A 12,900-nucleotide genomic window follows, 5' to 3' on the forward strand; every position below is an offset into this window, starting at 1 on the left:
ATGAACCACGGAGAAAATCATATTACCGTAGTAGATGAACATGGAAACGAGCAATTGTGTGAAGTTCTTTTCACATTTGATTCCGAAGAATTCGGCAAATCATATGTGCTGTATTACCCAATTGGAGCTGACGATGAAGAAGACGAAGACATCGAAATTCACGCTTCCGCTTTTCTTCCAAATGAAGAGGGAGAAGAAGGCGAATTGATGCCAATCGAAACCGATGAAGAATGGGACATGATCGAAGAAATGCTCAATACATTTCTCGACGAACAAGAAAACGAAGACTAAACCGTGCAAAGGGGATGTCCTAAAAGGATAACTTTTAGTGGCACCCCCCTTTTTTGTTTATTTGACAAATTTCGCACTGTGTGCTCAAATAATTACGATAGCCACATCGAATAGATGTTTTTTTGAACAATAGAGAACGACCCTGTTTATTGAGGGGAGAGGGATGACAATCGACGGGAAAAAGAGTAAAAAAGAACTGATTCAAAAAAAATTAATCGAGCAGCAAATGGAGGCGAGGGTTGTCAGACGAATTGTCTTGATTATTTCTCTTAGCATCCTTCTTGCAGCAGCATTGGCTGCCGGTGGTGGGTACCTTTATATAAAATCAGCCTTAAACCCACTCAAACCGGGAAGCAAAGAACTGAAAATGGTCGAGATTCCGATTGGTTCATCAGCAACCAAAATTGGACAGGTTCTTGAATCAAAGGGAATTATCAAAAGTGCAACCATTTTTAAATATTATGTAAAACTGAAAAATGAATCAGGCTTTATGGCTGGAGAATACCAATTCAGCCCATCAATGAAAGTATCCGAAATCGTGAGCCGATTGAAATCCGGCAGGCTGACGGAAAAACCGATGGTTAAAATCACGATCCCTGAAGGGAAACAATTAAAAGAAATTGCCCACTTAATGGCGAAAGCAATTAAAAAGCCGGATGGAGAAGTATTCAATCAGCTGAATGATAAAAATTATATTAAAACACTTATGGCGAAATACCCGAATTTATTAACTAGTGACATCGAAAACACGACAGTTCTGTATCCACTTGAAGGTTATTTGTATCCGGCAACGTACTCTTTTTATAAACCAGCTCCTTCGGTAGATGAAATTGTGACAGCCATGCTGGACAAAACGAATGATGTCATTTCTCAGTATGCCGAAGAAATCAAGCAAAAACAGGTTTCGGTTCATAAGCTTTTGACGATGGCTTCCTTAATCGAAGAAGAAGCAACGAGCAAGGCGGATCGAGCAAAAATCGCAAGTGTTTTTTACAACAGAATTCAAAAGGGAATGCCGCTTCAGACCGATCCGACCATTCTTTATGCCCAAGGCAAACATAAGGATCGCGTACTATATGAAGACTTAAAGGTAAACTCGCCATACAACACCTACAAAAATCCGGGGTTGCCGCCGGGACCGATTGCAAATGCCGGAAGGATCTCCATTGAAGCAGCCTTAAATCCGGCCAAAACCGATTATTACTATTTTCTTGCAGCACCGGACGGCAGTGTTATTTTTACAAAAACATTGGCAGAACACAATCAAGAAAAAGCAAAGTATATTTCCAGCAAAAAATAATCTAATGAAAAGGGGAAAAATTCGCTTTCCCTTTTTATTTATGTTAAAATAGTTCAAGTGTTTTAAAGGATAAGCGATAGCGTACCCGACAGTTTTGCAGGGAGAGCCTTTTACTCTTACTCCCTAGATTGCGCAAGTCCATCTTCATTTCAGACTATGCGCACGTTCTGTGGACGCTATTTTTTCTTGCCCAAAGATGCTTTTTAAGGATAGAGGTGACGGCAGCTTGCAAAATGAAAAGCTGCATTCTTATATTGAAAGCTTGATTCCGAAGCGGGATCCGCTGCTTGACGAGATGGAGCAATATGCGAAAGCGCAAAACGTTCCGATCATGGAATTAGCCGGTATCGAAGCAATGCTGCAAATTTTACGGGTTCAAAATCCAAAAGCCATTCTCGAAGTGGGAACCGCGATCGGCTACTCCGCGCTTCGCATAGCTGCTGCGGTCAGTACGGCGAAAGTGGTGACGATTGAGCGGGATCCAGAGAGGATCGAGACGGCAAAACAATTTTTCAAACGGTCTGGAAAAGAGGACCAGGTGCTGCTGATCGAGGGAGACGCACTTGAAACAGCGGAACAGGTGGAAAGTTTTGGACCGTATGATGTGATTTTCATAGATGCGGCCAAAGGGCAATATAAAAAATTTTTTCAGCTCTATGAACCATTTCTTCGTTCGGAGGGGTTGATTATTACTGACAACGTTTTGTTTAAGGGGCTTGTCTGCGAGCCTGAAATCGAGTCAAAGCGAACAAAAAATCTTGTCAAGAAAATAGATGAATATAACCGCTGGCTGATGCAGCATCCGGATTATGTTACGACAATTTTGCCAGTTGGCGATGGTGTGGCAATTAGTAAAAAAAGAGGTGACCGAGAGTGAAAAAGCCTGAATTAGTAGTGACTCCAATGTCCGTAAACGACATACTGCCTTTCATTGAAGCAGGAGCAGATGCGTTCGTGGTCGGAGAACAACGATACGGGTTGCGCCTTGCCGGCGAATTTTCCCGGGAGGAAGTAAAAAAAGCAATTGACCTTGCTCATTCGAAAGGCAAGAAAGTTTATGTTGCAATGAATGCGATCTTTCATAATGAAAAGGTGGAAGAATTAAAGGATTATCTACGTTTTGTAAAGGATGCCAATGCGGATGCGGTTATTTTTGGTGATCCGGCTGTTTTGATGACCGCAAAAGAAGTGGCACCAAATATGAAGCTTCACTGGAGCACGGAAACAACCGGTACCAACTGGTACTCTTGCAATTATTGGGGACGGAAAGGGGCAAAAAGAGCTGTCCTTGCCCGAGAAATCAATATGGATGCGATCGTCGAAATAAAGGAACATGCGGAAGTGGAGATCGAAGTACTCGTTCACGGAATGATGTGCATGTTCCAATCGAAGCGGTCGCTGTTAGGCAATTACTTCGAATACCAGGGAAAAGCAATGAAAATAGAAAATCACCAAGCCCGGAAAAATATGTTTTTGCATGATAAAGAGCGCGGCAATAAATACCCTATTTTTGAAGACGAAAATGGGACGCATATCATGAGCCCAAATGATGTCTGTATTATCGATGAATTGCAGGACATGCTTGAAGCCGGAGTCGATTCCTTTAAAATTGACGGCATTCTAAAAAGCTCTGAATATATTCAGGAAGTAACAAAAGCGTACCGGCAGGCCATTGATTTATATTTTGAAGATCCCGATCGGTACGATGATAAAAAAGACGAGCTGCTCGCGCATTTGGAAGAGATTCAGCCATCAAACCGCCCGCTCGATACAGGATTCTTTTTCAAAGAAACGGTTTATTAAAGCTCATAGCTGATTTTATTATTTGGATTGAAGCGGAATTGAATAAGAAGAAAATGTAAAAGGAGGTTTTTGACCGTGAATGCAGTGAAGAATAAGATTTCCGAAGTCGTTAACGGAAAGCGCGTAATTGTGAAAAAACCGGAACTCCTTGCACCGGCAGGAAATCTTGAAAAATTAAAAATCGCTGTTCAATATGGAGCAGATGCTGTCTTTATTGGTGGCCAGGAATATGGGCTTCGCTCAAACGCCGACAACTTTACGTTTGAAGAGATGAAAGAAGGCGTGGAGTTTGCAAAAAAATACGGTGCAAAAATCTATGTAACGACAAATATTTTTGCGCATAATGAAAATATTGACGGACTTGAGGACTATCTGTTTGGTTTAAAAGAGGCGGGAGTAGCCGGTATTATTGTTGCGGATCCACTGATCATTGAGACATGCCGCCGCATTGCTCCAGAAATTGAGATCCATCTAAGCACCCAGCAATCGTTGTCAAACTGGAAAGCCGTGCAATTCTGGAAGGAAGAAGGGCTGCAGCGCGTTGTCCTTGCCCGCGAAACAAGTGCTGAAGAAATTCGTGAAATGAAGGAAAAGGTTGATATTGAAATCGAATCCTTTATTCATGGAGCAATGTGTATTGCTTATTCTGGACGCTGTACGCTTAGCAATCATATGACGGCAAGGGATTCAAACAGGGGCGGCTGCTGCCAGTCATGCCGTTGGGATTATGACTTGTACGAGCTTGAAGGCAACACGGAAAAAGTGTTGTTTGCGGAAGATGATGCACCGTTTGCGATGAGCCCGAAGGATCTAAATCTCATTCAATCCATTCCGAAGATGATCGAACTGGGGATTGACAGCTTAAAAATTGAAGGACGGATGAAATCGATCCACTATATTGCAACCGTTGTTCGTGTGTACCGAAAAGTGATTGATGCTTACTGCGCTGACCCGGACAACTTTGTTATCAAGCAGGAATGGCTCAAGGAGCTTGATAAATGTGCAAACCGGGAGACGGCACCAGCATTTTTTGAAGGGGTGCCAGGGTATAAAGAGCAAATGTTTGGAAATCATAGCAAAAAGACCAGTTTCGAATTTGTCGGTCTTGTGTTAAATTATAATGAGGAAACGCAAATGGTAACGTTACAGCAAAGGAATCATTTTCGACCGGGAGATGAAGTGGAGTTTTTCGGTCCGGAAATAGAGAACTTTACCCATGTAATTGATAAAATTTGGGATGAAAAAGGTCAGGAACTTGATGCTGCACGACATCCGTTGCAAATTGTTCAATTTAAACTGGACAAACCTGTTTATCCAAACAACATGATGCGAAAGGAGAATTAATTCGATGCGCAAGCCTGTTGTGATCGGGGTAACGGGTGGTTCCGGCTCTGGAAAAACAAGTGTGACAAAGGCGATATATGATCAATTTAAAGGGCATTCAATCTTAATGCTTGAACAAGATTTTTATTATAAGGATCAAAGTCATCTTCCTTATGAAGAAAGATTAAAGACGAATTATGACCATCCGCTTGCATTTGATAATGATTTGCTGATTGAACATATCGAAAAACTTTTAAAGCGTGAACCAATCGACAAACCGGTTTACGATTATTCGATGCATACCCGCTCGCAGAAAGTCATTCGCGTTGAGCCGAAAGATGTGATTATTCTTGAAGGGATTCTCGTACTGGAAGATGAGCGGCTTCGCAAGTTAATGGACATTAAATTGTATGTCGATACGGATGCGGATTTAAGGATTATCCGCAGATTGATGCGTGACATCAAAGAGCGCGGCCGGACGATTGATTCGGTGATTGAACAATACGTGAATGTTGTTCGGCCGATGCACAATCAATTTATTGAGCCGACAAAGCGCTATGCGGACCTGATCATTCCGGAGGGTGGTCACAATCATGTTGCGATTGATTTAATGGTCACTAAAATTCAAACAATTCTTGAACAAAAATCATTTTTATGAAACAATAGCAGTAAAAAAATAGCTGAATGATACCAATGAATGTTGCGCGCCCTTTCAAAAAGGACGCGCTGCTATATATTCATGTCTTAGAAGACATAAAACTACATATAAGTAAATACACAATTCTAATGGGGGATTGTGAAGACTAGAAGGAGTGAAGGGTTTTGGCTACAGAGAAAGTATTTCCAATGACACAAGCAGGGAAAGAAAAATTGGAGCAGGAAATTGAGTATTTAAAAACGGTAAAAAGGAAAGAAGTCGTTGAACGGATCAAAATTGCCAGAAGCTTCGGAGATTTATCCGAAAATTCTGAGTATGATTCCGCCAAGGAAGAGCAAGCGTTTGTTGAGGGGCGTATCACAACGCTCGAAAATATGATCCGCAATGCGAAAATTATTGAAGAGGATGAAATGGCTAGCGACACTGTTACTTTGGGCAGATCCGTCACCTTCATCGAGCTCCCCGATGGCGAAGAAGAAACGTACACCATTGTTGGCAGTGCTGAAGCAGATCCTTTTGAAGGGAAAATTTCCAATGATTCCCCAATTGCCAAAAGCCTGATGGGAAGAAAAGTTGGCGAAGAAGTGACCGTTCAAACTCCAGGAGGAGAAATGAGCGTCCGGATTGTCTCTATTAAATAGAATGAAACAAATGGGTTCACATCTGTTTGAAATCAAGGCGCCTCGTCAAAACTTTTGATGAGGTGTTTTTATGTGGAAAAAAAGAATGCTTGGCTGGCTATTCATCACCATGTTTGGCTTTTTACTGCTCGGTTTTCGCTTAATGCAAATTCAGCTTTTCACAACAGAATCTTTCTCGAAACACCAGATTAACTTAATTGAGGAAAGTGTTAAGCAGCGGTCGCAGGAATTTGTGGTTGATAATGGAAGGGGTCTTATTTTGGACCGAAATGGCAATCTATTGAACGGGAAAAAAGTCTATGTTCTTGTTCTGTTCCCGTTTGTAAAAAATACCGACTGGGATCGCGAAAAAGTGGCCCAGCTTTCCGGAATCCCACGTACAATGCTCGATAATGCAGTGAACAGGGCGAAGAAACCGTTCGTTTTTGGCCAGACGGACCCATTTACCCTGACGGATACACAAATGAAGCAAATCAATGCTTTAAACATCCCCGGTGTTTTTGCTATTGCCAAAAGACAGGATCGCGCAGACTTCGCTGCACAGCAATTGATCGGTCTAACAGGGGAAAATCAGAAGGAATTCATGAGGCGCTATCCAGATAAAGCGCGATCATCGCAAACATTGATCGGCGTTTCCGGACTTGAACAAAGTTTTGATGAATTTCTTCTTCCTGAAGGAAAGGCAAAGCTCGTCTACCATGTTGATGGGAATGGTGCGCCACTTTTTGGTTTAACTGTACGCTATGCGGATCCGGCTAATCCATATTACCCTGTCAATATACGCACGACAATCGATAAAGCGATTCAAGATCAGGCCGAAGCCCTGCTGGATGGTTACCATATTCAAAAAGGCGGAATCATTTTACTCGATATTAAAAGCAATAGCATCTTGGCTCTCGCTTCTCGCCCAAAGATCAATCAAAAATCGCCCTATATGGGTATTGGCATGACCAATACGATGGTCAAGCAGCAAATCATCGGTTCTGTTTTTAAAACCGTTGTGGCAGCCGCCGCTATTGATGCAAATTTAGATACTCCAAAGAGGCAATTTGATTGCAGTAAGAAGATTAGTGGTGAATCAGATGAAACGTACCGGTACGGGATGCTGAATTTTGCCGATAGCTTTGCCAAGAGTTGCAACAATACGTTTGGCCAGCTTGCATGGGAATTGACAAAAAATAGACCCAATGTGCTGAAAGACTATGCAGCAAAATTGTCTTTAACAGGTCCAGTAGGCTGGCAAGGGAGGGTTTTTCATTCCAATGATTTCAAACAGCTTAGCGATGAAGATACTGGCCGGGTTTTTTTAACGGAAGCGGATCAACAAGACGCAAACGATGTAGCAATGGCAGGAATCGGTCAACGCGAAGTCCGGGCGACCCCTTTAGCGGTGGCGAACATGATGGCAGCAATCGCAAGGGGTGGTCAAGCCAAAACGGTTCGGGCCGTTTCCAAAATTGAGTATAAAAATGGCGCCACAATGTTTGAATTTAACGAAAAAAACTTGCCAGATGCGGCAATTTCTCCTTATACAGCGATGAAGCTGCAAAAATTGCTGCGGTCGGTTGTTATCCACCCACAGGGGACAGGCAGATGGCTGCAAACTTTACCGTATGAGGTGGCCGGAAAATCTGGAACAGCAGAGACAGGAAAGTTCAAAGAGGGGAAACAGCTTCACAATAAATGGTTTGCAGGCTATTTTCCGTATCATGATCCTAAATATGCACTTGTAGCGGTTAATTTGGATGTTTATGACCGTGAAGGCGGCGTAAATTCGCTTTTCGCTGATATGGTTCGAATTGTGTACGATTTCGATCACCGTCAAGAATGATTTAACTGGCTCTGGGTAGAATTGGGCGATTCCACTTCAAGTTTCCGGCAACTCATGATAGAATGTTGACATCCTTTAATTTAGGAGGGAAAAAAATTGAATCACGATTTTCAAGACAATTCGCGTTCGCACTATCGTTCGAAAAGAAAGAAAACGAACAGGATCTTAAATAGTTTAATCATTATTGTTCTCTTACTGATCGCTGTTGTTGCCTATTCGATTTTTTCATCGGGAAGCAATAAAACCGCTTCGAAAAAAAGCGAACCAAAAACAGCAGTTGAATCTGCTCAAACGAAAAATACGAATCAGAAAGAGAAAAACAGTAATTCGAATTCGAAAAATCAGAGTGAGGCAAGTTCGAGCACGAATCAGGACAGCAATGCAGCAAATTCAACTGTTGATTCAAATGGGACTGATAATACCAATGCGGTTGTCACCCAAGGAGGAAGCTCGCCAAATGTAAATCAAACGATTGAAAACCCTGATTGGAAGCCGGTAGGGACCTCCCAAACAGGGGCGCATACGGTCGTGTATGACTCTAATTCGACTGACTGGCAAGAGATGTTAAAAGCGATCTCCTATGCAACTGGTCTTGACCAAAGCAATATGACTGTCTGGTTTTTAGGCAGGGATAAAAGCACGGCAAACGGTTCTGTAGGAACAGTATCATCAAAAGATAAACAGCAAAAATACCGTGTATACATCCAATGGGTGGATGGCCAAGGCTGGAGACCGACAAAAATTGAAAAACTGTCTGAGGTCAGCCAAGATCATTAAGGGATACCCATTTTTAAATCGTAACAGAAAGAGGTTGAATATGAAAATTGCAATCATCGGAGCGATGGAAGAAGAAGTGGCTCTATTAAGAGAAAATATAAACGATAAAACGGAAGACACCGTGGCAGGCTGTGAATTTACTTTTGGTAAGATGCATAGTGCCAATGTGATTTTGCTAAAATCCGGGATTGGAAAAGTAAATGCAGCGATGTCCACAACGATCTTGCTGGAAAAATATAAACCGGACTGCATCATCAATACCGGTTCAGCTGGGGGATTTCATCCAATGCTGAATGTCGGCGATGCTGTGATCTCAACAGAAGTTCGCCATCATGATGTGGATGTAACAGCTTTCGGCTATGAATACGGGCAGGTTCCGCAGCTGCCACCTGCCTTTACAGCGGACGAAAAGCTCGTGGCAGCCGCAGTGGAAGCCGCGAAGGAAATCGAAGAAATTCAAATCGTAAAAGGCGCCATTGCTACAGGTGACTCCTTTATGAGCGATCCTGAAAAGGTGGCATTTGTCCGGGAAAAGTTTGCTGACTTGCAAGCAGTTGAAATGGAGGCTGCGGCCATTGCTCAGGTTGCTTATCAATTTGCTGTTCCGTTTGTAATTATTCGCTCTCTTTCGGATATTGCCGGAAAGGAATCGAATGTATCATTTGACCAATTTTTGGATCAAGCTGCACGCAATTCTGCAGAACTGGTCATGAAAATGGTCGCTCTCTTGAGCTGATGTTTTGCCAGCTTTGCTACAATTTACAAGAGCCATCACCGCTTTTTTTATGGTAAAGTAGGTTCGTAGACTTTAAGAAGGCGGGTGATTCTCTTGAAAAAGGAAGCAAAGCAATTGTATGAAAAAATGGTTGATTTTAAACGTTTTGCTATCACTGTCTTAGCCGCCGGAGTGTTTTTTTATTTAGGCTCCATTCTTCCATCCGAAACGAAAACGGCGATGGATGTAACGATCATGACCTTTTCATCATTTTCTTTTTTACTCGTTTCAATCGGTTTGTTCACGCGCTCAAAACAATACCGCCAGAAACTGCTCGAACTTGATGAAGGGGAAGAATATTTGCTAAGAAAATAAGCACTCCTCCAATGCAGAGGAGTGCTTTTTTTTACCTGTTAATTTCCGTTTGAGGTGGTTCAATGTTTTTTTACAAAAGCGTGACGTGGAAATAATTACATACAAATAAAATCGTTCGGACAGACACAATCATTCTCCGTTTTTCATAGGAATTAGGTATAGGCGATAGTCCTAAAGGAAGGCGGGGGTGGATGTTCATGTCTGGCATCTTGACTGCACTTGGTTATTTTGTCAAAGAGTTTTTATTCCTTGTTTCTTATGTAAAAAATAATGCTTTCCCGCAACCGCTCTCAAGCGCGGAAGAAAGAAAGTATCTGCGCCTAATGGCGGAAGGTGATTCACATGCCCGCAACATGCTGATTGAGCATAATTTGCGGCTTGTTGCCCACATCGTCAAAAAATTTGAGAATACAGGAGAAGAAGCGGAAGATTTGATCTCAATCGGAACAATCGGCTTAATTAAAGCGATTGAAAGTTATTCCGAAGGGAAGGGAACGAAACTGGCCACATATGCAGCCCGCTGTATTGAAAACGAAATTGTAAAGTCAATAGTGTTGCGTATCACTTCGAAACAATCATTTCAAAAATATTTCCTCTTAACGTCACAATAACCGTTTTCACACAACACATTTAATTGTGAAGCAACCAAGAAATTGAAAACGGGAGGGACGACACCAATGAGTAAAAAAGGTTATATCTCCGCAAGTAAATTTCACTCCGAATTCATAAGAAGCGACGCAACCGACCGACTAATTGCTAATTGCTATAACGCAATTAAAGAAAAAATTAGAAGGGAACGACGGAACAATGATTGCACTATACGCACGGGTATCAACCGAAGAACAAGCTAAAAGCGGGTATTCACTTCAAGACCAAATTCGCCAATGCCGTGAAAAGGCGGGCAAAAATGCGGAATGTATTGAATACGTGGACGACGGCTATTCGGGGGGATTCCTTGAACGTCCGGCACTTTCAAAATTGCGGAATGACCTTCGGGAAGGACTAATTGACAAAGTTATTGTCTATGATCCCGACCGTCTATCACGGAAACTTGCGAATCAATTGATTGTTACGGAAGAAATCGAAAAACGGGCAAAATTAATCTTTGTCAATTCCGAATACAAGAATACACCCGAAGGAATTTTGTTCTACCAAATGCGGGGGGCATTCTCGGAATTTGAAAAGGCGAAAATCAAAGAACGTATGACTAATGGAAGACGTGCAAAGGCTCGCAAGAACAAAGTAGTCAAAGACGTCAAGGTTTATGGATACAAGTTCAACAAGGAATCGCAAGAACTCGAAATCTATGAACCCGAAGCAAAGATTGTTCGATTGATTTTCGAACTATTTACCGACCCACGGGGGCGGGTACAGGGTATAAACGGAATCGCCCACTATTTGACCGACAAAGGTATTCCGACCAAAAAACGAAAAGGCGTTTGGCATAGGCAAGTAGTCCGCCAGATTCTTATGAATGAAACCTACACGGGTGTATTCTATCACAACAAATGGAATACGGAAGGAATGCTCGTCAACAAATACAAGGATTCAGACGACGAAAAGGTTTCAATGACCTTACGACCTAAAGAAGAATGGATTCCCGTCGAAGTTCCTGTGATTATCGAAAAGGAAACATTCAAGTTTGCCCAAAAGTTGTTGAAGGAATCACGACGTCGTTGGGCTGGTACTTCAAAGAACAAATATCTTCTTTCGGGATTGGTTCGCTGTGGCGATTGTGGCAATACCATGACGGGGCGACGGGCGAAGAATTGGGGAACTTACGTCTTTGAATATTCCGACGCCAAGAACACCGCAGGGGCAAAGCATAAGGGTTGTGGCAATCGGGTCAAATGCGAAGACCTTGACGCTTATGTATGGAATCATTTTGTCAATGTCATAACAACCGAAGGGGAATCGGCATATTCCGAAGTCGCCGCAACAACCGAAACCCAAGATTCAATTCCATTCGAAGAATCGGAATTACAACGCATTGAAGCCGAACTCATTCGTATTAAATTGGGTCGGAAACGTCTTCTTGACTTCATGACAAACAATGCCGATATTGTGGACGAAGAAGATATTCGCAATCAATTGAAAGAGTTAAAAGAAAAAGAAGATCACTTGTTGAAGTTGAAGGAAGAAACCGCTGCTTTACTTGAAGAACGGAAAAACAACGAAGTCAATGACGAAATTCGGGCAAAGGCGGTTGAACGATATTTTGAAAACGAAAATCCCGAATCTATGTCGATTGAAGAAAGGCAAGAACTACTTCGAATGTTATATCGGGAAATTCGGGTATATTCAAACGGAAAAATTGACTTCATTTCATTGTAGGACGTTCCAATTAGAGGAGCGTCTTTTCTTTCGAACAAAAAACCGCCTTTCGACGGTTCAAAAAATCAAGTATAGCCCCTGTTAGTTGAAGATAACCCTACATATCTGAAATAGGTCTAATAGAAATATTCACATCATCAATGTCATTTTCGTTAGATACCATTCCGAATATCCTACAATTACCGCATTTTTTACATTCAAACATATATCTGATTTCCTCGTTATACTCATTTCCGTTTTCTTCGCTTTGAAATTCTATTTTTAGAGTGCTTTTATGCCATTGATTATCGGAACATAAATCACATTTAAATTCCTTACCCCAAATTTTTACTTCGTATAGCATTGAAAAGACACCTCTCAATTTTTAACAATCGCTTATAAGTTCAGATAATTCAGATGGTTTCATTCATTCTTATTGAACTCAAGCACCCGTTAGTTTAAGTGTATTTATTCACAAACTTAAGACCTTATTAGACACCTGCCTGTTTCCTTTCTATACGTCCGTCCTTTATTTGTTGGTATAAATTTAAATGCGGTTACAGATAATATCCCTATAACAAATTAGGGGGTTATGAAATGGAAGGAGCAACCACAAGTAATAATGGAATGAGCACTTCTAATAAACTAAACCTTTCAGGTCTTGGTGTTGGAGCAATTGTACTAACCACTCTTTATACTGCTGTTTTAGCTTCGCAGTTAATGGCTACCAAACATAAAGTCGATTACCTTTATTACAAAGAAATAACACAAAATAAATAGCTTATTATAGGCGGTGTTTTTTCACCGTCTTTTATTATACATAAAACAGCAATTTGAGCTAAACTGCCCTGTTAGTTGAAGAAGAATGTCTAA

Annotated in this window: 14 protein-coding genes and 1 pseudogene; 14 read left to right on the plus strand and 1 reads right to left on the minus strand. The window is 41.6% G+C overall.

The window, feature by feature from the left end:
* The 13 genes and pseudogenes from ACQYAD_RS16065 (at position 1) to ACQYAD_RS16125 (ending at position 12,048) form a co-directional block, all read left to right on the plus strand.
* Positions 1 to 291, plus strand: a complete 291-nt coding sequence (locus ACQYAD_RS16065) for a DUF1292 domain-containing protein (RefSeq protein WP_430239709.1) — start codon at positions 1 to 3, stop codon at positions 289 to 291.
* 163 nt (positions 292 to 454) lie between these two features.
* Positions 455 to 1,591, plus strand: coding sequence for an endolytic transglycosylase MltG (gene mltG, locus ACQYAD_RS16070; protein ID WP_430239711.1), 1,137 nt, complete (start codon positions 455 to 457; stop codon positions 1,589 to 1,591).
* 226 nt (positions 1,592 to 1,817) lie between these two features.
* The gene (locus ACQYAD_RS16075; protein WP_430239714.1) at positions 1,818 to 2,468 is read left to right on the plus strand and encodes an O-methyltransferase; all 651 of its coding nucleotides are present in this window, start codon (positions 1,818 to 1,820) and stop codon (positions 2,466 to 2,468) included.
* Positions 2,465 to 3,394, plus strand: a complete 930-nt coding sequence (locus ACQYAD_RS16080; protein ID WP_430239715.1) for a peptidase U32 family protein — start codon at positions 2,465 to 2,467, stop codon at positions 3,392 to 3,394. Before ACQYAD_RS16075 ends, ACQYAD_RS16080 begins: the two co-directional genes overlap by 4 nt.
* Positions 3,395 to 3,469: 75 nt before the next feature.
* Positions 3,470 to 4,738, plus strand: coding sequence for a peptidase U32 family protein (locus ACQYAD_RS16085; protein WP_430239716.1), 1,269 nt, complete (start codon positions 3,470 to 3,472; stop codon positions 4,736 to 4,738).
* Positions 4,739 to 4,742: 4 nt separating this feature from the next.
* A complete protein-coding gene (gene udk, locus ACQYAD_RS16090; RefSeq protein WP_430239717.1) occupies positions 4,743 to 5,375 on the plus strand; it encodes a uridine kinase in 633 nt (210 codons plus the stop codon).
* Between the two features lie 164 nt (positions 5,376 to 5,539).
* Positions 5,540 to 6,016: a transcription elongation factor GreA gene (greA, locus tag ACQYAD_RS16095; RefSeq protein WP_430239718.1), complete on the plus strand. Its 477-nt coding sequence runs from the start codon at positions 5,540 to 5,542 to the stop codon at positions 6,014 to 6,016.
* 70 nt (positions 6,017 to 6,086) lie between these two features.
* Entirely contained in the window at positions 6,087 to 7,847 is a 1,761-nt protein-coding gene (locus ACQYAD_RS16100; RefSeq protein ID WP_430239720.1) for a peptidoglycan D,D-transpeptidase FtsI family protein, read from the plus strand.
* A 96-nt stretch (positions 7,848 to 7,943) separates the two neighbouring features.
* Complete coding sequence (locus ACQYAD_RS16105) at positions 7,944 to 8,624, plus strand: YrrS family protein (RefSeq protein WP_430239721.1); 681 nt, start codon at positions 7,944 to 7,946, stop codon at positions 8,622 to 8,624.
* A 40-nt stretch (positions 8,625 to 8,664) separates the two neighbouring features.
* Positions 8,665 to 9,360 (plus strand): 5'-methylthioadenosine/S-adenosylhomocysteine nucleosidase, encoded by a 696-nt coding sequence (mtnN, locus tag ACQYAD_RS16110; RefSeq protein WP_430239723.1) that lies wholly within the window; start codon positions 8,665 to 8,667, stop codon positions 9,358 to 9,360.
* An 84-nt stretch (positions 9,361 to 9,444) separates the two neighbouring features.
* On the plus strand, positions 9,445 to 9,714 hold the full coding sequence (locus ACQYAD_RS16115) for a YrhC family protein (RefSeq protein ID WP_430239725.1): 270 nt from the start codon (positions 9,445 to 9,447) through the stop codon (positions 9,712 to 9,714).
* Between the two features lie 197 nt (positions 9,715 to 9,911).
* Positions 9,912 to 10,286, plus strand: a pseudogene (locus ACQYAD_RS16120) (sigma-70 family RNA polymerase sigma factor); the annotation flags it as partial.
* Between the two features lie 235 nt (positions 10,287 to 10,521).
* Entirely contained in the window at positions 10,522 to 12,048 is a 1,527-nt protein-coding gene (locus ACQYAD_RS16125) for a recombinase family protein (RefSeq protein WP_116351563.1), read from the plus strand.
* A 97-nt stretch (positions 12,049 to 12,145) separates the two neighbouring features.
* Here the strand turns inward: ACQYAD_RS16125 and ACQYAD_RS16130 are convergent, their stop codons facing one another.
* Positions 12,146 to 12,391, minus strand: coding sequence for a hypothetical protein (locus tag ACQYAD_RS16130; RefSeq protein WP_079509837.1), 246 nt, complete (start codon positions 12,389 to 12,391; stop codon positions 12,146 to 12,148).
* A 233-nt stretch (positions 12,392 to 12,624) separates the two neighbouring features.
* On the opposite strand from ACQYAD_RS16130, the gene ACQYAD_RS16135 reads away from it, so the two are divergent.
* On the plus strand, positions 12,625 to 12,807 hold the full coding sequence (locus ACQYAD_RS16135; protein ID WP_048009494.1) for a hypothetical protein: 183 nt from the start codon (positions 12,625 to 12,627) through the stop codon (positions 12,805 to 12,807).
* Positions 12,808 to 12,900: the final 93 nt, after the last annotated feature.

The organism is Neobacillus sp. SM06, from assembly GCF_050496765.1.
Classification (GTDB): domain Bacteria; phylum Bacillota; class Bacilli; order Bacillales; family Cytobacillaceae; genus JAEVLT01.

Bases quoted from the DNA above. Each gene is read 5' to 3' on its own strand.
- ACQYAD_RS16100 (WP_430239720.1), top strand. From the start codon at position 6,087: ATGTGGAAAAAAAGAATGCTTGGCTGGCTATTCATCACCATGTTTGGC.
- ACQYAD_RS16125 (WP_116351563.1), top strand. From the start codon at position 10,522: ATGATTGCACTATACGCACGGGTATCAACCGAAGAACAAGCTAAAAGC.
- ACQYAD_RS16065 (WP_430239709.1), top strand. From the start codon at position 1: ATGAACCACGGAGAAAATCATATTACCGTAGTAGATGAACATGGAAAC.
- udk (WP_430239717.1), top strand. From the start codon at position 4,743: ATGCGCAAGCCTGTTGTGATCGGGGTAACGGGTGGTTCCGGCTCTGGA.
- ACQYAD_RS16130 (WP_079509837.1), bottom strand. From the start codon at position 12,391: ATGCTATACGAAGTAAAAATTTGGGGTAAGGAATTTAAATGTGATTTA.
- ACQYAD_RS16135 (WP_048009494.1), top strand. From the start codon at position 12,625: ATGGAAGGAGCAACCACAAGTAATAATGGAATGAGCACTTCTAATAAA.
- mltG (WP_430239711.1), top strand. From the start codon at position 455: ATGACAATCGACGGGAAAAAGAGTAAAAAAGAACTGATTCAAAAAAAA.
- mtnN (WP_430239723.1), top strand. From the start codon at position 8,665: ATGAAAATTGCAATCATCGGAGCGATGGAAGAAGAAGTGGCTCTATTA.